Source organism: Verrucomicrobiia bacterium (assembly GCA_019634625.1).
GTDB lineage: Bacteria > Verrucomicrobiota > Verrucomicrobiia > Limisphaerales > CAIMTB01 > CAIMTB01.
Window position 1 is genome coordinate 1 of record JAHCBA010000046.1, and the last position, 19769, is coordinate 19769.

The 19769-nt window shown below is 67.9% G+C and carries 14 protein-coding genes and 1 tRNA gene; 7 read left to right on the forward strand and 8 right to left on the reverse strand.

Translation table 11 applies throughout. The features are described from left to right. The 3 genes from KF833_20540 to KF833_20550 all read left to right on the forward strand — a co-directional run. Nucleotides 1-349: hypothetical protein (locus KF833_20540; GenBank protein MBX3747704.1), on the forward strand; the 349-nt coding region annotated here is incomplete at its 5' end. A gap of 386 nt (nt 350-735) precedes the next feature. Further along, a tRNA-Met gene (locus KF833_20545) sits at nt 736-810 on the forward strand. 80 nt (nt 811-890) lie between these two features. Then, nucleotides 891-2462, forward strand: a complete 1572-nt coding sequence (locus tag KF833_20550) for a calcineurin-like phosphoesterase family protein (protein ID MBX3747705.1) — start codon at nt 891-893, stop codon at nt 2460-2462. 135 nt (nt 2463-2597) lie between these two features. Here KF833_20550 and KF833_20555 read toward each other — a convergent pair whose 3' ends face one another. The 4 genes from KF833_20555 to KF833_20570 form a co-directional block, all read right to left on the reverse strand. Next, complete coding sequence (locus KF833_20555; protein ID MBX3747706.1) at nt 2598-3248, reverse strand: PEP-CTERM sorting domain-containing protein; 651 nt, start codon at nt 3246-3248, stop codon at nt 2598-2600. Between the two features lie 101 nt (nt 3249-3349). Continuing rightward, nucleotides 3350-4048 (reverse strand): hypothetical protein, encoded by a 699-nt coding sequence (locus KF833_20560; protein ID MBX3747707.1) that lies wholly within the window; start codon nt 4046-4048, stop codon nt 3350-3352. Between the two features lie 261 nt (nt 4049-4309). Further along, nucleotides 4310-5977 (reverse strand): L-lactate permease, encoded by a 1668-nt coding sequence (locus KF833_20565; protein MBX3747708.1) that lies wholly within the window; start codon nt 5975-5977, stop codon nt 4310-4312. A 3-nt stretch (nt 5978-5980) separates the two neighbouring features. Next, complete coding sequence (locus KF833_20570) at nt 5981-7102, reverse strand: alanine--glyoxylate aminotransferase family protein (GenBank protein MBX3747709.1); 1122 nt, start codon at nt 7100-7102, stop codon at nt 5981-5983. 1232 nt (nt 7103-8334) lie between these two features. On the opposite strand from KF833_20570, the gene ccsA reads away from it, so the two are divergent. The 4 genes from ccsA to KF833_20590 all read left to right on the forward strand — a co-directional run bounded on the left by ccsA (nt 8335) and on the right by KF833_20590 (nt 15658). Further along, entirely contained in the window at nt 8335-9603 is a 1269-nt protein-coding gene (gene ccsA / locus KF833_20575; GenBank protein MBX3747710.1) for a cytochrome c biogenesis protein CcsA, read from the forward strand. A 44-nt stretch (nt 9604-9647) separates the two neighbouring features. Beyond that, a complete protein-coding gene (locus tag KF833_20580) occupies nt 9648-12326 on the forward strand; it encodes a dehydrogenase (protein ID MBX3747711.1) in 2679 nt (892 codons plus the stop codon). A 281-nt stretch (nt 12327-12607) separates the two neighbouring features. Continuing rightward, nucleotides 12608-13984, forward strand: a complete 1377-nt coding sequence (locus tag KF833_20585) for a four-carbon acid sugar kinase family protein (GenBank protein MBX3747712.1) — start codon at nt 12608-12610, stop codon at nt 13982-13984. Between the two features lie 36 nt (nt 13985-14020). Beyond that, nucleotides 14021-15658: a serine hydrolase gene (locus KF833_20590; protein MBX3747713.1), complete on the forward strand. Its 1638-nt coding sequence runs from the start codon at nt 14021-14023 to the stop codon at nt 15656-15658. Here KF833_20590 and KF833_20595 read toward each other — a convergent pair. From KF833_20595 to murA, 4 genes are read right to left on the reverse strand one after another with little or no spacing between them, the layout of a single operon-like run. Beyond that, nucleotides 15553-16908: a PQQ-binding-like beta-propeller repeat protein gene (locus tag KF833_20595; GenBank protein MBX3747714.1), complete on the reverse strand. Its 1356-nt coding sequence runs from the start codon at nt 16906-16908 to the stop codon at nt 15553-15555. The genes KF833_20590 and KF833_20595 overlap by 106 nt on opposite strands. Further along, nucleotides 16901-18079, reverse strand: coding sequence for a hypothetical protein (locus KF833_20600; GenBank protein MBX3747715.1), 1179 nt, complete (start codon nt 18077-18079; stop codon nt 16901-16903). The genes KF833_20595 and KF833_20600 overlap by 8 nt, the downstream gene beginning before the upstream one ends. Continuing rightward, a complete protein-coding gene (locus KF833_20605; protein MBX3747716.1) occupies nt 18072-18482 on the reverse strand; it encodes a hypothetical protein in 411 nt (136 codons plus the stop codon). Before KF833_20605 ends, KF833_20600 begins: the two co-directional genes overlap by 8 nt. Next, nucleotides 18479-19747 (reverse strand): UDP-N-acetylglucosamine 1-carboxyvinyltransferase, encoded by a 1269-nt coding sequence (gene murA, locus KF833_20610; GenBank protein ID MBX3747717.1) that lies wholly within the window; start codon nt 19745-19747, stop codon nt 18479-18481. Before murA ends, KF833_20605 begins: the two co-directional genes overlap by 4 nt. Nucleotides 19748-19769: the final 22 nt, after the last annotated feature.

Genomic DNA, 19769 nt, shown 5'->3' on the forward strand with positions numbered 1-19769 from the left:
ATTTCTGGGGGCAACCGACTGGAGCGCCGCGTCAGCAGAATATCGCCTGGCGCTTTACGTGATTGGCGGGACGTCGGGGCGGAGCGACAAGCGGGTGCTGGATCCGGAGGCGATCCGGGCGGAACTGGCGCGGGGCGGCGAGTTGCCGCTGGGTCAAATCCTGCGGTTGCGAATCCGGCACATGACCGACGGGGTGTTCCTGGGATCGAAGGAATTCGTGGACCAGATGTGGGAACGGCACCGGGACAAGTTCGGCAGGCGGCGCAAGAGCGGTGCGCGGATCATTCGAGGCGCCCCGATCCCGGGTCTCACCGTGTTGCGCGATCTCCGCGTGGATGCGGTCGGCTGACTTGCCGCATCGGGGCGACTTACCAGGTGTGGCGATGGGCGCCCCAAGGGGCGTAGGGGGAGACGCACCGACGTTGCCCGCTTTCCTGGCGGGATCGCCGACGGCTCAACCCCCTGCATCCCGGAGTTGTGGGGAGGGGAGCGAACTTCGCAAAGTATCGCTTCGGAGGGCAGAGTTCCACGTGGTCGCAACGGTGTGGAGTGGAGCGTTGGGTTGAAGACTTGCGGAGCTCGTCCCTCCGATTTGCTGCCTCCTCACCCACAACTCCGGGATGCACCGTGATGCGGGTTGAACGGATGCCTGGACTTGCCTCACCGGCCGCTGGTCTGGATACTGCCTCCCCGCGCCCGGGAGGCCGATCCCGGGGGCGCCCGTCGGTTGCCAGTGCCAGGGTAGCTCAGAGGTAGAGCAGGGGACTCATAAGCCCTTGGTCGGGGGTTCGATTCCCTCCCCTGGCACCATTCTTCCCCGCCTTGTTCACCCGCTCGTGACCAGAAAGGGATTCCCCTGGGTGGACGGTTCGCGACAGGGTTTGGGCGAAATGAAGCCCATGCCAACCGCCCTGCTTCTGATCGTGCTGCTCGCCTTTCCGGCCGCCCTGGCGGTGTCCGCGGAGGCCCAGCTGGCCCGCGGCAGGGTGTTCGATGACCGGAATCGCAACGGCGTCCTGGACCCTGGCGAACCTGGCATTGCTGGCGTCCTTGTGTCCAATGGGGAGGCGGTGGTTCGAACCGATCTGGAGGGCCGCTGGGAACTGCCGTCGTGTGACGACTGCCATTTCTTCGTGATCAAGCCGAGCGGCTGGATGACCCCGGTGGATGACCATCAGCTTCCGAAGTTCTACTACAACCACAAGCCCGCGGGGTCCCCGGAACTGAAGTATGGCGGGGTGCCTCCCACCGGGCCGCTTCCGGCGTCGATCGATTTTCCCCTTCATCGCCAGCCGGAACCGGGCCGGTTCCAGGCCATTTTCTTTGCCGATCCCCAGGCCCGGGATCAGAAGGAACTCGATTACATCGCCCATGACGTGATCGAGGAACTGATCGGCACCGACGCCAGGTTCGGAGTCACCCTGGGCGACATCCTGTTCGACGATCTGTCGCTGTTCACCAACCACAATGCGATGGTCGCCCTGATCGGCATCCCCTGGTACAACGTCATCGGCAATCACGACATCAACTTCGACGCGGCGCACGACGATCATTCGGACGAGACGTTCGAGCGCATTTTCGGTCCCAACTACTACGCCTTCTCCTATGGCGCGGTGCATTTCGTGGTGCTCGACAACATCCAGTGGGGCGGAGCCAAGCCCGAGGGCACAGGCACCTACACCGGCGGCCTCGGGGAACGGCAGCTCACCTTCCTCGCCAACCTCCTCCCCCACCTTCCCGAGCATCAGCTCATCCTTTTCATGATGCACATCCCGCTGACGGGAACCGCGGACCGTGAACGCCTGTTCCGCCTGATCGAACACCGGCCCTACACCATGTCCATCGCCGGTCACACTCACTGGCAGGCCCATCTGCACCTCGATGCCAAGGACGGCTGGCACGGTGCCGAACCCCATCACCATGTGGTCAATGTCACCGTCTCGGGAAGCTGGTGGAGCGGCGAACCCGACGAACTGGGAATCCCCCACGCCACCATGGGGGACGGCGCCCCCAACGGCTACTCGATCATCACCTTCGACGGGCACCAGGCGATCGTGGATTTCAAAGCGGCCCGGCGCCCTGCGGATTACCAGATGAATGTCCACGCACCGGAAGTCGTGGCCGCCTTTCGCTCCACCCCGGACACCAACGCCGTCGTTCACGTCAATGTCTTTGGCGGCTCGTCCCGTTCCCGGGTCGAAATGCGGGTGGGCGACAAGGGTGACTGGATCACGCTCGACCATGTCGCCGAACCCGATCCCTACTTTGTGCGGCTCAAGCAGCTCGAAGGCGACGGGTCCCAACTGCGGGGCCGTCCGCTTCCCCAACCCCGCATCTCCCATCATCTCTGGAAGGCGCCCCTGCCCGAACGCCTGCCCGTCGGCACTCATCGGATTTGGGTGCGGACCGAGGACGCCTACGGCCGTGTCTTTCACGGTTCGCGCGTGATCCGGGTGGAGTAGGGAACGGCCTTCCGCGCCCCGATGCCCACCGGACGGGACGGAGCAGCCTGCGGCATTCGTCATGGCCGGCCCGGAATTCGTTCCGGATCAGGCGCCGCCCGCCACGCGGCCGACGGCGCCTGTCGGATGACCCGATCAACGGGGTGAACTCACGCGTGTCTCCGGGGTGCCGGACTTCTTCTCTCTCCGCCGGCGCATGGCGCCCAGCGCGACCGCCCCCACCACCAACAGCGCCCCAGGGGGCGGCTCCGGCACCAGGGTTTGTCCGAAGTTCAGTCTCCCCGGCGTGCTCTCTCCCAGGGCGGACCACAGGAAGTCCGAAGGGCCGGCCCCCGCCCCGATCAGACCCAGCGAGCTTCCCGGGGGAGTGAGTTCCGACTGGGCGACGCCGATATCCCAGGCGAAGAGTCCGGCGGCCGGTCCGTTCGCGGCCAGGAATCCCCCTTCATAACTCAGCAGGTGGACGACTTCGCCGCCGACATCGAGTGACATGCCGTCCGGGGCGCCATTCTGGATGCCACCGATGAACTTCGAGTAGAAGGTCATTCCCTCCACGGTCTCGCCCCGATCGAAGGTGCTCAGCGGATGCGGCGTGCCGTAGGTCCGGCCGTCCCCTCCGTTGTAGAGTACCAGCCGCACGGCTGCCAGGTCCGTAAAGTCCGCCGGCGCCACGACCTCGACAAACTCACCGACGTCCGCACCCGTATTGTCATAGTGAAACTCATTGATCCAGAACCCAGGAAGTGCGGCTCCCGCAGGGAACCAGGCGCTGACCAGGGAGATCATGAATAGAGCTGCAACCCAGGTCGCATGGACCGCGCAAAGCCTGTGCCGGCCCGCCGATTGCGCCGGGTCCGACCGTCCCTTCTCTGCCAGAATCATGCGTTTCATCGGCATTCCTTTCCCGAAGGGTTTGCAGACACAGTTGGAAGGCATGGGTTCCCGACACAGCGACGCCGCCGGCGCCACCAGGCGAGTCCGCCGAGGCCCAGGCAGGCCGCCAGGGCGTACTCACCGGGTTCTGGCACGACCGCCTGGCCCGCGTTGAAATAGCCCGGCGATGCCGCCCCGAAGCTTGTCCATGTAAAATCGGACAGGCTTGATCCCGTCCCGATCAGGCCCAGGGAACTTCCGACCGGCGTGGATTCGGACTGACTCACGCCTATGTCGGGCGCGAACAACCCCGCGGCCGGCCCGGAACTGCCCAGAAACCCGCCTTCGTAACTCAGGAAATGCACGACCGACCCGCCGACATCCAGAGACAGCCCGTCGGGAGCGCCGTTCTGCAGACCTGAGATGGTTTTGGAATAGACCGTCCAGCCCGAGGCCGTCTCACCTGGCGTGAAACTGCTGAGCAGATGGGCGGCCCCGTACGGATGGCCGTCCGCTCCGTTGTACAGGGTGAGTCGGACACTGGCCAGATCCGTGAAGTCGGCCGGAGCCACGACCTCGACGAACTCACCGACGTCCGCACCCGTGTTGTCGTAGTGAAACTCGTTGATCCAGAAGACCTGGCTCGACGCCGAAGCTGCCGCGAGGGCAGTGAATGCAATACCGATCCATGAAGACAATGCGTCCCCGTGCATAGGTTTCTCCTCCTTGTTGAATGTCTTGAAGGCCTCCTTGGTGACCTTCGCCGCCCAGTCAACTGAGTGAGTTCACGAATGGCAAGGGAAAAATACGGGGAAACTTCGTGACCGGTGCATCCCGGAGTTGTGGGGAGAGGTGCGGACTTTGCAGAGCGGCGCTTCGGAGGGCCGAGTTCCACGAGGCCGCAGCGGTGTGGAGCATTGGGTCGAGGACTCGCGGAGCTCGTCCCTCCGGAGGGTGGAAACCGGGTTGAGACCCTAACGGACCAGGATCATCCCCAGCAGGCCCGCCATGGCGGCATAGTACGCAAAGGGGATGAGGGTCATGCGAATGATGGTTCCTTCCCGACCCAACAGACCCACGACCGCGGATGCCGCCACGACGTTGTGCACGCATACGATGTTGCCGGCGGCGCCACCCACGGCCTGCAGCGCCACCATCCACAGAGGATCGAGTCCGATGCGTTGACCGACGCCAAACTGGAACAGGCTGAACATCATGTTGCTCACGGTGTTGCTCCCGGCCACGAACGCCCCCAGTCCGCCGATGGTCGGTGCGAAGAGCGGCCATGCACCGCCCACCAGCGAGGCCACGCCCTCCGCGAGCGCGATCGGCATCCGCTCGTACCCGGCGGTCCCGCCTTCGGTATGGATGAAGACCTGGACCATCGGCACGGTGAAGATCAACGCGACCGAGGCGCCCGCCAGGGTGCGCAGCGACCGGCTCCACACCCGCCGATACTCGGCGGCCGGCACTCGATGCAGTGCGAAGGTCAGAAGGGACACCACCACGAAGATCGTTCCGGGCAGGTACAACGGCTGCGCGTCGGCCACCAGTCCCGTCCCGAACAGGTCCGACCAGCGCAGCGTCACCCCCTGCAGCCAGCCCTTCAGCGGCAGCACCGGCACGCGCGTCAGCACCAGCAATCCCGCCACCACGCCATATGGCAGCCAGGCCTTCCACAGCGACGGTCCCGACCGGGCCGGGTCGAGTCGGGGCTCGATGAGGCCGCTCCATTCGCGTTCCCATCCCGCGCGCGGCCCGAAGTCCCACGCCTCCTCCGGGGGCGGCACCAGCCAACCCTTCCGGGCGGCGGTCACCACCAGCGCCAACCCGATGAGGGGACCCAGCAGCGACGGGAACTCGGGACCCAGGGTGCGGGCCACCAGGTAGTAGGGCACGATCATCGCCCAGGCTGCGAACAGGGCGAAAGGCCAGACCTTCAACCCATCCCGGATAGACCGGCGCGGCCCGAAGAACCGCGTCATCAGGCAGACCACGAACAACGGCATCAACGTCCCGACCATCGCGTGGATCAGGGCGACGCGCACTCCGATGGCCGCGAGCAACTCCTCCGTGCCCAGGCCGGCCGCGTCAGCGAACGCCTGCACCTGGGGATCGCCGGACAATCCTGTTCGAACCCCGACCAGGATCGGAGTGCCAAGCGCACCGAAGGACACCGGGGTGCTTTGGATCACCATCCCGGCCACCACGGCGGCCATCGCTGGGAAGCCGAGTCCGACCAGCAGGGGCACGGCCACCGCGGCCGGCGTTCCGAATCCCGCCGAACCCTCGATGAAGGCCCCGAAGAGCCACGCCACGATGATGGCCTGCACGCGGCGATCCGGACTCAGATGGGTGAAGCCGCGCCGGATGGTGCCCATCGCCCCGCCGGCTTCGAGGGTGTTCAGCAGGAGGATGGCGCCGAAGATGATGTAAATCAGGGTGGCCGCGGTCACCAATCCCTTCACGGTCGCCGCCGCGATCTGAGTCGCGGGCACCCCCCAGACGCCCCAGGCCAGCCAGGCGGCGGTGAGAAACGACAACGGCATCGCGCGGCGGGCCGGCCATCGAAGCCCCACCAGGAACACCGCGACCACCGCGATGGGGAGCAAGGCCAGCAGCGCGAGGGTTGCCGAACTCATGCCTCAACGGCTTGGCAGGATCTGGTCGAGCGCCTGCATCAGGGCCTCGATCGGGGCGGCCCGGCTGGTCTCCCCCATCAACCCGATGCGCCACACCTTGCCCTTGAGCGGTCCCAGACCCGCCCCGATTTCGATGCCGTGGTCAATCAGCAGGGCCTTTCGCACCGCGGCCTCGTCCACTCCCTTGGGCACCGCCACCGCGTTGAGCTGCCAGAGCCGGTGTCCATCCTGGGCGGTCAACGCCAGGCCCCTCGCGGCCAGGCCTTCCCGCAGGATCTCGTGATGGAGCCGGTGCCGTTCCCATCTTGCCTCGAGTCCTTCGAGGAGCACGAGTCGCAGGGCCTCGTGCAGGGCGTAATTCATCGAGATGGGGGCGGTATGGTGATACACGCGTTCCTCGCCCCAGTACGAGGCCAGCAGGTTCACGTCGAAGTACCAGCTCGACACCTTGGTGCGGCGTTTCCTCGCCACGTCGAGCGCCCGCTCGCTCAAGGTCACCGGCGCCAGGCCCGGCGGGGCGCTCAGGCACTTCTGGGTTCCGCTGTACACCGCATCGAGCCCCCAGGCGTCCACGCGCACGGGGCATCCGCCCAGGGACGTCACGGCATCCACCACCATCAGGGCCCCGGCCTGATGTGCCACCCGGGCAATCTCCTCGACCGGTGTCCACGCACCCGTCGAGGTTTCCGCCTGCACCACCGCCACCAGCTTCGGTTGCCGCGTCGCGCCCAGGGCCGAGGCCACCTCGTCCGGTTCGATGATCCGCCCCCATTCGGCCTCGACCCGGATCACCCGGGCCCCCAACCGGGCGGCGACTTCCGCCATGCGACCGCCGAACACCCCGTTCACCCCCACCACCACTTCGTCCCCCGGTTCGATCAGGTTTCCCAGGCAGAACTCCATTCCGGCGCTGCCGGTTCCGCTTACGGGGAAGGTCATGGCGTTGTCCGTGAGGAAGACCGCGCGCAGCATCCCCTTGATCTCCTCCATCAACCGCACGAACTCGGGGTCCAGGTGCCCGATCAGCGGGCGGGCCATCGCCTCGTACACCGACGGCGCCACCAGGCTTGGTCCCGGACCCATAAGCACACGACGGGGCGGCTCGAACGCGAGGGGGGGTTGCATGGACGCCACCCTACCCGCGCGCCTCCCCGCCAGACAACCACCCGCTACGGGCGGGGCTCGTCCCGGACGCATCCCACGTTTCCTGGAACCCGCCCAAGCCCTCCCTTGTGGGGACTCGTACTCAGCCCGAAGGGCGGTACTCGTCCTCGTCCTCGAAACGCCAGGCGCACCATTTGGAACGTCGTCTGAAGGCTGGCCCGATGGGTTCGATCTGGTTCGGACCTCCCATTCCGCGTGGGATTCCGCATGGGAACTGGGGGGGCGAAGGGGGAGGGCGATTACGATTACGATTACGATTACGATTACGAGGGCTACTGCAAGAGGTTGATGTGCGCCCGTTCGTCCATCCGGAAGGGCAGCGGGGAGGGAGATATCGGAGGGCCGGGTTCCACGAGGCCGCAACGGTGTGGAGCGTTGGGTCGAGGACTCGCGGAGCTCGTCCCTCCGATTCACGGCGTCCCACCCACCCCTCCGGGATGCACCGGCCCGGGCGGTTGGGAGCCTCCTATCCGGGCTGGCGCCCCGTGGGAATTCATGCACTCTGCCCGGGTTCGATCATGAAGCGTTTCATTCCCTGGCTGGTCGTCGGTGTCGCCGTGCTCTGGCTTGGCGCCACGTTGCTGCCCCCGCGCGAGAAGGAGTTTCAGTCCCGTGAATTCGGGCGCATTCCGGTCCTGCTGAACGGTCGGGTTCAACCGCTGGATTCTGTGGCGCGCAACGCGCTGCTCCAGCTCCGGGCCAAGCAGTCCGTTCAGGTCACGGACTACCAGACGGGTGGCGCCTCGACGAAGCTGAGCGCCATCGACTGGCTCAAGGAGGTTCTTTTCCATCCGGAACGGGCCGACACGCGGCCGGTTTTCCGGATCGACCACACGGAGGTCATCGGGCTTCTCCGGATCGACCGCGAGGACAAGCATTTCTCCTTTGCGGAGATCCGTCCGGCGCTCGAGGACATCGAGCGCGAGGCGCGCCGGATCAACGCGGCCGAGAAGAAGCCCGAGCAGATGACGCCCTACGAGAAGGCCGTCATGGGCGCGTACAACCGGCTCATTCTCTACCAGCGCCTGAAGAACAGCCTCAAGCCGGAGCGCATCGCCGAACTCGGCCGGTATCTCGAAGACTACGAGCGGGTCATCGGCCCGGGCCGCACGGCCGCGCGCGCCGAACGGGCCGGACAGGAATTCGACCGCGAGGCCCTGGACGCCCTCATCGGGCACCTCACCCAGTTCGACATGGTCTCCCGGTTTGCCTATCCGCTGATCATCCCCGGGCCGAATCCCGGGCATGATCGGGAGGACTGGTCCAATGCGGGGGCGGCGATGATGAACGCCGCCCATTCGGACCGTGTGCCCGAGCCGATGCGTTTCTTCGCGTCGATGAACGATTCGTTCCGGGCCGGCGAAGGCGCGGCGTTCAACCAGGCGGTGGCGGACTACCATCGGTGGCTGCTCGCCCATGACTACGCGCCGGAAGTGACGAAGGCCGGCTGGGAACACTTCTACAATCGTTTCCAGGGCTTCTACCGCTCGATGGTGCTTTACATCGCCGCGCTCGTATGCGCGTTCGTGTGCTGGTTCAACCGCAACGAAACCATCCGCCGCAGCGGCGTCGGGCTGGCCGTTGTCGCCCTGGTCATTCACACCGCCGGCCTGATCTTCCGCATGGCCCTGGAAGGCCGTCCGCCGGTCACCAACCTCTATTCCTCTGCCATCTTCATCGGCTGGGGGAGCGTGATCCTTGGGCTCATTCTCGAACGGCTGTACCGCGACGGCATCGGCACCGTGGTGGCCGGGCTTACCGGATTCACGACCCTGGTGGTCGCGCATAATCTCTCCATGAGCGGGGACACGATGGAGATGCTGCGGGCCGTGCTGGACACCAACTTCTGGCTGGCAACGCACGTGGTGGTGATCACCCTCGGGTATTCGGCCGCGTTCGTCGCCGGCTTCCTGGCGGTGCTCTACATTCTCCGCGGCGTCTTCACCACCGGCCTCACCCCCGGGGCCGCCCGGTCCCTGTCCCGCATGGTCTATGGCGTCATCTGCTTCGCGACACTGTTCAGCTTTGTGGGCACGGTGCTTGGCGGGATCTGGGCCGATCAGTCGTGGGGCCGGTTCTGGGGTTGGGATCCCAAGGAGAACGGCGCCCTGCTGATCGTGCTCTGGAACGCCTTCTACCTGCACGGCCGGTGGGGGAAGATCCTTTCCGAGAAGGCGCTGATGGCCACCGCCGTGTTCGGGAATGTCATCACCGCCTTTTCCTGGTTCGGCACGAACATGCTTGGCATCGGGCTGCACAGTTACGGCTTCATGGATGCCGCCTTCAAGTGGCTGATCCTCTTCGACATTTCCCAACTGGCGGTGATCGGCCTCGCGCTCCTGCCGCTGCGCTACTGGCGCAGCTTCCGGGACCCGGCCCCCACCCCGCGCCCGCCGACGGCCACCCAGACTCCGGATCGTTCGAGTCCCTCGGACCTCCTGCCCAAACCCCGGACCGCCTGAACCGTGGCTCCATGCGGACCCCGCCTGAAGCACGGCCCGCCCCCTTGCAACGTCCCGGCCCCCGCACGGCCGCCATCGCCACGGCGATGGCGGCCGTCTCGTTGCTGGTCGTCAGCCCGTCCGCGCGCCCGGACCTTCCGCACCTTCACGATCCCCGCCTGGAACTGACTCTCATCGCGGAGGAACCCCGGATCGTCACCCCGATCGGGCTCGTCATTGACGCTCGCGACCGCCTCTTCGTGGTCGAATCCCACACCCATCTTCCCCCCAGGGACTACCCGGGCCCCAAGACCGACCGGATCAAGCTCTTCACTGGCGCCGACGGCGATGGAAGGGCTCAACGCATCACCACCTTTGCCGAGGGCTTCATCGACGCGATGAACCTCGCCCTCTCCCCGGAGGGCGAGGTCCACGTCGTCTGCGCCCGCGAGGTCTGGGTCCTGCACGACCGCGACGACGATGGGGTCAGCGAATCCCGCACCCGGCTCCTCGAAGTCCGGACCGCCAACCGGTATTCCCATAGTTGCCTCCTTGGCATTGTCTTCGGCCCGGATGGCTGGCTCTACGTCTCCCGCGGCAACAACGGCGCCCAGCCTTATCGCATCCTCGGCACCGACGGATCGACGGTCGAGGGCTGGGGTGATGGCGGCCAGGTGATCCGCTGCCGGCCCGATGGGTCCCGGCTCGAGGTCTTTGCCACCGGCTTCTGGAATCCCTTCGACCTCAAGTTCGACCGCCGCGGTCGCTTCGTCCTCATCGACAACGATCCCGATGCCCGCGGCCCCAATCGCCTCCTTCACCTTGTCCGGCACGGCGACTACGGCTACCGCTCCATCCACGGGGGCGGCGGCAACCATCCGTTCCAGGGCTGGGACGGCGACCTTCCGGGCTCGTTGCCTTACGCCGGCGGGACTGGCGAGGCGCCCAGCGGCCTGCTGGATGCCCACCGGACCTCCCTGCCGGCGGATTACCGCGATCAATGGCTGGTCACCATCTGGAACGAGAACCGCATCGACCGCTTCACAACCCGGCCCCGGGGCGTCTCGTTCGCGGCGTCCCCCGCCCCGTGGATTTCCGGCGATGCCAACTTCCGCCCGGTCGCCCTCGACGCGGATTCCCGCGGCAACGTCTTCTTCACAGACTGGGTTCTCGTCGATTACCCGAATCATGGACGCGGTCGCGTCTGGCGGGTCGCGCCCCGCCACCCCGCCGGATCCGATGCACCGCATCTTCCCGCACGGCCCCATCACGCCCCGCTGGAACCGGATCCCGAGTGGGCGGCGGTCGAAGCCCTGTCCACCGTCCGCGATCCGGCCGGGGTCCCGCGGATCCTCGCGGCCCTGGCCGATCCCGACCCGTTCGTCCGCCATGCGGCCGTCGTGGGCTTCGCCCAGCCGTCCTTCGTCGAGGACGCGCTTCGAGCCCTTGCCCATGCCGATCCCGCGGTCCGATCCGGCGCTCTCCTCGGCCTGCAACGGCTTCCGTTTCCGAACCCGGAGTCCATCCTACGCGAGCGCCTGGACGATCCGGATGAAGAAGTCCGGCGCATCGTTCTGGTCTGGACGGCCGAGGCCGGACTTCTCGGACTTCGGGACGACCTCGACCGCGCCATCGCCTTCCCCGACCTGTCTCCGGTCCTCTTCGAGTCCTATCTCGCCGCCGTTGAAGCACTCGATCCGGACTTCGTGGCGGCCCGCACCCGCATCCCGTTCGAAACGTCCCAGCGCGCCGACCGGATTCCGCGACGCCTCGACCCCGCCCTCGTCGAGGCGCTCGTCACCGACCCCGGCCGCCCTGCGGCCGTGAGGGCGCTGGCCATGACGCGCCTGGCCACGCCTCTCGATGCGGGTGTGACCGACCAGCTCCTCGGGCTCGTCCGGCATCCGGATCCCGTCCTCCAACGCGAGGCCCTCCGCACCCTGGGGCATGCGAGTGCCGCCACGGTCCTGCCGCCCCTGATTGAGTTCGCCCGCGACCCGTCCCAATCCGTCGGGCTGCGCGCTGAAGCCCTTCAGACCCTTGGGGGCTGGCCCGGGTTTGCCCGCACCAATGCCCTGGCCTGGCTCGACGACCCGAACCCGGCACTCCAGTCCACGGCCATCCGCCTGCTCCGCCCGATGGCCGGCCAACCGCTCGTCCGGCAAGCCCTCCGCCAGCGTCTGCGCACCGCCGCGGAGCAGTCCCTTGCATCCTCCGTCGTCGAGCAACTGGCCTTTGCGCTCGCCCCCCACGAGGCGGAGACGACCGCGTCCCCACCCCGACCTGATTCCCCGGAAGGCTGGCGCGCCATTCTCGCCCGCGGCGGGGATCCGGAAGCGGGAGGCCGGGTCTTCTTTTCCCCGGAAGTGGGTTGCTCCCAGTGCCACCAGGTCCGTCGGCGCGGCGGTGGGATTGGGCCCGACCTCAGCCACATTGCCCAGTCGCTCGACCGCGACGCCCTGATACGGGCCATCCTGCAACCCAGCGAAGGATTCGCGCCCCAATGGCAGGCCTGGTTTGTGGAGCTTCGCAACGGCGACGAGTTCCTTGGTCTCCAGCTCGACCACCAGAGCCGCGGCGACATCGAACTGTTCACCACCGAAGGCATCACCCGCCGCTTCCGCGGCTCCGACATCGCCCGCTATGGCGTCCTCCCCCGGTCCCTCATGCCCGACGGTCTCGAGGAAACCATGACGGTGACCGAGTTCCGCGACCTCCTCGCCTTCCTCGAATCCCTTCGCTGATCCCGCCCTGGCCGGGATTTCGGCGCCCGGTCGCCCTGGCTCCCAACCCTGTGCATCCCGGAGTTGTGGGTGGAGGCACGAACTCCGCCAAGCGGCGCTTCGGAGGGCCGGGTTCCACGAGGCCGCAACGGCTTGGAGCGTTGGGTTGAGGACTCGCAGAGCTCGTCCCTCCGATTCGCTGTCTCCTCACCCACAACTCCTGGATGCACCGCCCCCAACCCTGGGACGCACCAAACACTCGCCACCCACGGACCCCGGCGCGCATCGTCCTGTCCGCCGTCATGAATCAGCTCCTGCTCGCCTACTACGGGGACGATTTCACCGGGTCCACGGACGTGATGGATGTCCTTGCCCGGGCGGGGCTGCGCACCGTGCTTTTTCTGGATCCGCCGTCCGGCGCCCAGCTCGCGCGGTTCCGCGGTCTGCGGGCCTTCGGGGTTGCGGGCGGTTCCAGGACCCTGGCGCCGGAGGCCATGGACCGCGAACTCCCGCCGGTCCTCGAGGCGCTGCGGGCCAGCGGCGCTCCGATCGTCCACTACAAGATCTGCTCGACCTTCGACTCCGCGCCTCACATCGGATCGATCGGCCGCGCCCTGGAAATTGGCCGCCGCGTCTTCGGTCCCGGTCGCGTCCCCATGATCGTCGGCGCCCCGTCCCTGGGCCGGTACGTGGTGTTCGGGAACCTCTTCGCCCGTTCCGGACTCGACTCCGAGCCGTCGCGACTCGACCGGCACCCGACGATGCGCTGCCACCCGATCACGCCGATGGCGGAGGCCGATCTGCGACTGCACCTCCGCGACCAGACCGACCGCGACGTGGCGTTGTTCGATGTTCTCCAGATCGAGGCGGACGACGCGGATGCCCGTCGGAACCGGCTTCCCGCCGATGGGCCGGTGCTGTTCGACACCCTGAACGACGCCCATCTGGCGAGGATAGGCCGCTGGGTGTGGGAGGATGTGCTGGCCGGGCGCACCCGGCTGTCGGTTTCGTCGTCGGGCCTCGAACACGCCCTGGTGGGCTGGTGGCGGCACGCCGCGCTGCTGGCCCCACCCCCGCCGGAGGCGGCCCCTGCCACGCCGCATCCGCTCCTGGTCGTCTCCGGAAGCTGTTCCCCGGTCACCAGCCGGCAGATCGGGCGGGCCATCGCGGCGGGGGCGTTGGATCTTCCGCTCGATCCCCTGGCCCTGCTCGATGGCAGTCTTCCGGACGAGACGCTTCGGCTCGCCTCGGACGCGCTTCGCGCCAATCAGAGCGTCGTGCTTCACACCAGCCGCGGCCCGGAAGACCCGCGCCGGCTTGCGGGCGCCACGTCCGGACAGCGGAGCCGGTTGAGCACGGCGCTGGGCCGTTGCATCGACCGGATCCTCTCCGGCACCCCCACCCGCCGCACGGTAGTCTGCGGCGGCGACACCGGCCTGGGTGTGGCACGGGCGCTGGGCATCGAATCGCTCGAGTTCCTGGCGCCCCTGGCCCCGGGGGGCCCCTGGTGCCGGGCCGCCGCGCCGGACCGGGCCGCCGACGCCCGCGCATTTCTTTTCAAGGGCGGCCAGATCGGACGCGACGCCATTCTCCTCGACGCCGCGCGAACGCATCTCGAACCGCCCCCCATCCCGCTGCCCTCCCACCCGACTCCCGGGGCTTGGAACGTCCGGGGGTGACAAGGGCCGTGGGTTCGGGCACGAAGGGCGGCGGTCATGACGACATTTCCGATTCGTACTGGAATCTGCCTGGTGATGGCGGGGTCACTTTTCTCGGGGACGGCGGGCGCCTCGATGCCGCGCGGCGTTCCGGAGGCGCACGGGGTCTCCTCGGCGGCACTCTTGGAACTGGTGCATGCCCTCGAAGACCGGGTGGGCGGACTCCACAGCCTGATGATCGCCCGGGACGGCCAGGTGATCCTGGAAGGATGGTGGGCGCCGTACCGGGCCGGGGACAACCATGTCCTGTACTCGCTCAGCAAGAGTTTCACGGCGACGGCGGTGGGGCTGGCGGCCGCGGAAGGCCGGTTGTCGATCGACGACGAGGTGCTGAAGTACTTTCCCGCCGAGGCGCCGGCCGACCCGGCTCCCACCCTGCGGGCGATGCGGGTCCGGGATCTGCTGATGATGACGACGGGCCATCAGGACGAGCCGCCGTTGTCGCCGGACCGGATGTCGGTGCGGACATTTCTGGCGCATCCGGTCCCGCACCCGCCGGGAACGCATTTCCGGTACAACACGCCGGCGACGTTCATGCAGTCGGCGATCGTGCGGAAGGCGACCGGGCAGACGGTGCTGGAGTACCTGCGGACGCGCCTGTTCGAGCCGTTGGGGATCGAGAGGCCGGTGTGGGAAACGAACTTCGAGGGAATCCCGCTGGGAGGATATGGGCTGCGGGTCCGGACGGAGGACATCCTGAAGTTCGGTCTGCTGCATCTGCGCGAGGGCGAATGGGGCGGGCGGCGACTGCTGCCGGCCGAGTGGGTGCGGCTGGCGACATCGCGGCAGACCTCGAACGGGAGCCACCCGGAGAGCGACTGGAACCAGGGCTACGGCTTCCAGTTCTGGCGCTGCCGGCACAACGCCTACCGGGGCGACGGGGCCTTCGGGCAGTTCTGTGTCGTGATGCCGGACCAGCGGGTGGTGGTGGCGATCACCGGCGGATTGGGCGACATGCAGGGAGTGTTGAATGTGCTTTGGGAACGCCTGCTTCCCGCCTGCGAGCCCCGGCGTCTGCGCCCCAACAACGAGGCGCATGAGCGGTTGCAGGCCAAACTCGGGCGGCTCGAAGTGGTGCCTGCCCAGGGGGCGCCGTACTCGGCGGCGGCCGGACAATGGGTGGACCGTCGTTACGATTTCCCGGAGAACCCGCGCCGGGTCGAAAGCCTCTGGCTGCGGCCGGGGCTTGAGGACCGGGAATGGATCCTGTCGATGGTGGTCAACGGCCGGACCCTGCACCTCCCGTCCGGATTCCGGGAATGGCGCCGGGGCCGGGCCCCGTTCCCGGCCGGGCCGCTGGCCCAGTTCCCGGACGAACCGGTGGCCGGGACGTACGGATGGGAGACGGACCAACAACTCACCGTGAAGGTCTGCGCCACCGAGACGCCGTTTCACCTGACCTTGAGGCTGGCCTTCGAAGGGGACGCCGTGACCCTCGACGCGGCGGCCAACGTGGCGTTCGGACCGACCGTGTGGGAAACCGTGACCGGTCGGGCCGAACCCGTGGAGGCGGAAGCCGATGCGGAACCTCAGACAGAATCCGAGGCCGACCCTGAACCCGACGCCGAAGCCGGGGTGGACCCGGTTGCGGGTGACGACGACGATGCGGCCGACGATGCGGCTTCCGACCCCTGATCAGCGATCTTCCAGAGGGTGCGGTCGCTGCGCAGGTAGAGGGCGTTGTCGGAGATGGACGGGGTGGAGAGGATGATGTCCTCGAGCGGCAGTTCGCCGACCACTTCGCCCTCGGGACGGCTGAGATCGACGACCTGCAGCAGGCCGGTCTCGTTGGGCAGATAGAGGTGGTGCCCGGCGATGACCGGCGACGCGCTGAAGGGACCCTTGAGGCGCACCTGCCAGAGGCGCTGTCCGGTGTCCGCGTCGCCGGCGGTCAGGACCCCGGCGGCGTTGACGACGTAGAGCCGGTCGGCCAGCACGGCGGGACTCGAGGTGCCGGGCCGCAGGGTGCCGGCCCGCCACAATTGGGCGGGGGATTGACCGGCCGGACCCGGTTGCAGCGCGGTGATGCCGAAGGAGGGGACGAACAGAACGCCACCGGACGCCGCGGTCGAGGCGACCGTCGAGGCGCCATCCGGGTAGTTCCATCCTTCCTCGCCGGTCACCGGATCGACCGCCAGAAGCCCGCGACCCGACTGGAGCGCGACACGCATCCGGCCGGTGACGGGGTCGCGAAAGGCGACGGGCGAGGTCCAGTTGGCGAGCTTGGGGCGGTCGTGCTTCCAGCGATTGACACCGGTGGCGGCGTCGAGTCCGAGGGCGAGGGGCTGGGTGTCGTTTTCGACCTGGGCGACGACGGTGCCTTCGACGACCAGGAGGGACGACGCCATGCCGAGGGAATTGCTGACGTTCGGGTAGTCGAGGGCGAGGGCCCGGAGCCAGACGAGGTTGCCTTCCAGGTCGAGGGCGAAGAGGTCGTTGGAGGAGAACAGGGCGAAGAGGTGACGTCCGTCGGTGGCCGGGGTATTGGCGGCGACGGACGTTTTCGGGTGGCACATGGTGCGCCCGGTGGCGACGAACTGGCGTTCCCAGAGCCGGGTGCCGTCCGAGGCGCGGAAGGCGATGACGTGAAGGCGGGTCTGTTTGGGCCCGCTGGAACAGGTCACGAAGACGCGGTCGCCCACGACGATGGGGGAGGACAACCCGCGCCCCGGCAGCGGCACCTGCCAGGCGATGTGGCGTGCGGGATTCAAGGCCACGGGCAATTGCGCGCCGGGAAGGGCGGCAGAGCCGTCGGCTCCACGGAACTGCGGCCAGTCGGCGAAGGCGGCCGTGGTCGTCGCGCATGCCAGGAGCAGCGCGGCGAGGCGGGGAAGCCGGAGGGACGAGCTGGCGCCCGGCCCGGCGAAGCGGCGGGGATCATTCATGGCGGGTCAGGATCGCGGGAGGTTCGGAGCGCAGGACGCGGCCGGCGGGATCGGTCACGCGGAGCTGGAACTCCCATTCCACGGTCCAGTCCTCGACCATTTCGTTCTGGGTGAGTTTCACGAGGATGGTGTTGGGTCCGGAGCGCAGCCGGACCGGGAGCCGGTACTGGTCGATTTCGGCGGCCCGGTGGTACTCGTCGCGACCGAAGAGGAACTCTCCGTTGAACCAGACCTTCCAGCCGTTCTTGGAGCCGATCCGGACCTCGGCCGGGCGGTCGGCGTCACCGTGGAACGTGGTGAAGGCATAGCCGGCGACCTCCTTGAGGGGGGCGAGGGCCCGGTTGAAGTCGATCTTGCCGAAGGCGTTGGTGCTGACGAATTCGCGCCAGCGGACCGGGCCTTCGAGACCCGGATACTCGGCCCGGGGATTCCATTCGGTTTCGGGGGGCAGTACCCGTTCGTACCCGGCGCCGCCGGTATTGTCGAAGGGGCCAATGATGTGCCAGCGGGTCAGGAACCCGAGCTGCCGGACGAGGTCCACGGAATGGCCGAGGTTCCGCAGCGGGGCGACAACCGATTGGATCTGGTCGGCTTCCCGGGCGAACTGCAGGGCCTGAAGATAGAGGACGGTCGCGGTGGGGTGATGGCCCCCGGCCAGGGCGGCGGCGGCGGTGTCGATGGCGTGCTGGACGGCCTCGCGGCGCAGTTCGGGGGCTGGATCGTCGATGAAACCGCCGCGCAGTTCCGAGGCCAGGCCGGGATCGACGCGGAGGACGAGTTCGTAGGCCAGCCGGCGGGGGCGGGGTTCATGGGTGGAATCGAGCAGGAACGCCCCGACATCGGCGAGGGGAAGGGTGCCGCCGGAGGAGAGGGTGCGGTCGGCGATGGTGCTGGCCGCGGCGAGGAAGTAGTTGTTGGCGCGTTCGCCCGCACCGTTCATGGCGGCGAGCAGGGCGGGCAGCACCGCGGCATCGCGGGCGGCAAGGCGGTTCCAGGCGGCGGTGGCGGCGGCGTTCCCCAGTCCTTCCGGTCCCACCGCACGGAGGGCGGCGCAATCCGCAGCGAGAGCCGGATCGGGTGGCGGGGAGGCGGCCGGGAGGGACAGGACCCCGAAGACGGCTGGAACCAGGCCGAGGACCAGCCATCGGGCACGGGTGACCGGATTATTCATACGCGGACTGGAGGCGGACGATGCGATCGTGGACCGGGGAGGTGGCGGGGACGCGGGCACGGACCTGATGAAAGCGTTCGCGGGCGGCGCGGTGATCCTTGAGATTGAGGAGCACCACATAGTCGAGTTCGATCCAGGCGAGGCGGGGGTCCTGAACATGACTGCTCCAGGTGCGGAGCCAGCGTTCGAGGGATTCGAGGCCGCCCTGCTGGGCCTCGGCGAGGGAGCCTTCGAGGTAGGAGGGCAGCCCGGGCAGCGATTCGCCGGTGAGCCGTTCGGATTCCGGGGTGACCTGCCGGGTCCGGGCCTGCGAGGGATTGGCGGTGCGGTCGTAGAACCCGACCAGTTCGGTGAAGACATAGACCGCGCTGAGCACGATCAGGACGACGATGAGGGCTTTCATGGTTCGTCTCGCCTCCGTTCGATGCGGGCACCCACCCGCCGGAGCTTCTCGTCGAGGGTCTCGTAGCCGCGGTCCAGATGATAGACACGTTTGACCTCCGTGATCCCGTCGGCCGCGAGCCCGGCCAGAACCAGGGCGGCGGAGGCGCGGAGATCGCTGGCCATGACCGGCGCCCCGCTGAGGGGACGTCCGCCCTTGACGATGGCCGTGGAACCCTCGATGGCGATTTCGGCACCGAGGCGGCACAGCTCGGGGACGTGCATGAAGCGCGACTCGAAAATGCGCTCGGTGATGACGCTGATCCCCGGGACCTGGAGCATGAGGACCATCATCTGCGCCTGGACGTCGGTGGGGAAGCCCGCATACGGCTGGGTCGTGATGTCCACCGGGCGCAGGCGGCTGCGTCCGCGATGCACCACGAGGTCGGGACCTTTGCGTTCGACCCGGACGCCCGCCTCTCCGAGTTTGTCGAGGACGGCGCCCAGGTGGTCGGCGCGGGCCCCACGGAGGGTGAGCTGGCCGCGGGTGACGGCGGCGGCGATGGCGAGGGTGGCGGTTTCGATCCGGTCGGGAATGACCTCGTGATCGGCGCCGTGGAGTTCGGAGACCCCGGTGACGACGATGGTGGGGCTGCCGGCGCCCTGGATCCGGGCGCCCATGGCGATCAGGAACTGGGCGAGGTCCACCACCTCGGGTTCGCAGGCGGCGCTCTCGATGAGGGTGACGCCCTGGGCGAGGCAGGCGGCCATCATGACGTTGGCGGTGCCGAGGACGGTGGGGCCGACGCGCCCGCCGAGGAAGACCTCGCTGCCCTGGAGGCCGGGGGTGTTGCCCACGACATAGCCGCCGCGGACATTGAAGCGGGCGCCGAGCTGGGAAAGCCCCTTGAGGTGAAGGTCGATGGGGCGGGCCCCGATGACGCAGCCGCCGGGAAGGGAGACGCGGGCCTTGCCCAGGCGGGCGACAAGGGGGCCGAGAATGCAGACCGAGGCGCGCATCTTGCGGATCAGGTCGTAATCCCCGACGCCGCTGAGGGAGGGCGCCTCGATGGTGACCGCGTCGTCGTGGAAGGCGACCGAGGCTCCGAGGGAGCGGAGGATGTCGCCCATGAAACGCACATCGCTGAGGTTGGGAACCCTTCGGATGGTGCAGCGCTCGCGGGTGAGGAGGGCGGCGGCCATGATGGGGAGGGTCGCGTTCTTGCTGCCGCTGACCGTGATCTCGCCCCGGAGGGGGCGACCGCCCTGGATTCGGAATTCGTCCATGATTGCCCGATGCCCTTGGGTG

Coding starts and splice junctions, on each gene's coding strand:
- KF833_20560 (MBX3747707.1), bottom strand. CDS start 4,048: ATGCACGGGGACGCATTGTCTTCATGGATCGGTATTGCATTCACTGCC.
- KF833_20590 (MBX3747713.1), top strand. CDS start 14,021: ATGACGACATTTCCGATTCGTACTGGAATCTGCCTGGTGATGGCGGGG.
- KF833_20585 (MBX3747712.1), top strand. CDS start 12,608: ATGAATCAGCTCCTGCTCGCCTACTACGGGGACGATTTCACCGGGTCC.
- KF833_20565 (MBX3747708.1), bottom strand. CDS start 5,977: ATGAGTTCGGCAACCCTCGCGCTGCTGGCCTTGCTCCCCATCGCGGTG.
- ccsA (MBX3747710.1), top strand. CDS start 8,335: ATGGTCTCCCGGTTTGCCTATCCGCTGATCATCCCCGGGCCGAATCCC.
- KF833_20595 (MBX3747714.1), bottom strand. CDS start 16,908: ATGAATGATCCCCGCCGCTTCGCCGGGCCGGGCGCCAGCTCGTCCCTC.
- KF833_20550 (MBX3747705.1), top strand. CDS start 891: ATGAAGCCCATGCCAACCGCCCTGCTTCTGATCGTGCTGCTCGCCTTT.
- KF833_20605 (MBX3747716.1), bottom strand. CDS start 18,482: ATGAAAGCCCTCATCGTCGTCCTGATCGTGCTCAGCGCGGTCTATGTC.
- KF833_20555 (MBX3747706.1), bottom strand. CDS start 3,248: ATGATCTCCCTGGTCAGCGCCTGGTTCCCTGCGGGAGCCGCACTTCCT.
- murA (MBX3747717.1), bottom strand. CDS start 19,747: ATGGACGAATTCCGAATCCAGGGCGGTCGCCCCCTCCGGGGCGAGATC.
- KF833_20570 (MBX3747709.1), bottom strand. CDS start 7,102: ATGCAACCCCCCCTCGCGTTCGAGCCGCCCCGTCGTGTGCTTATGGGT.
- KF833_20600 (MBX3747715.1), bottom strand. CDS start 18,079: ATGAATAATCCGGTCACCCGTGCCCGATGGCTGGTCCTCGGCCTGGTT.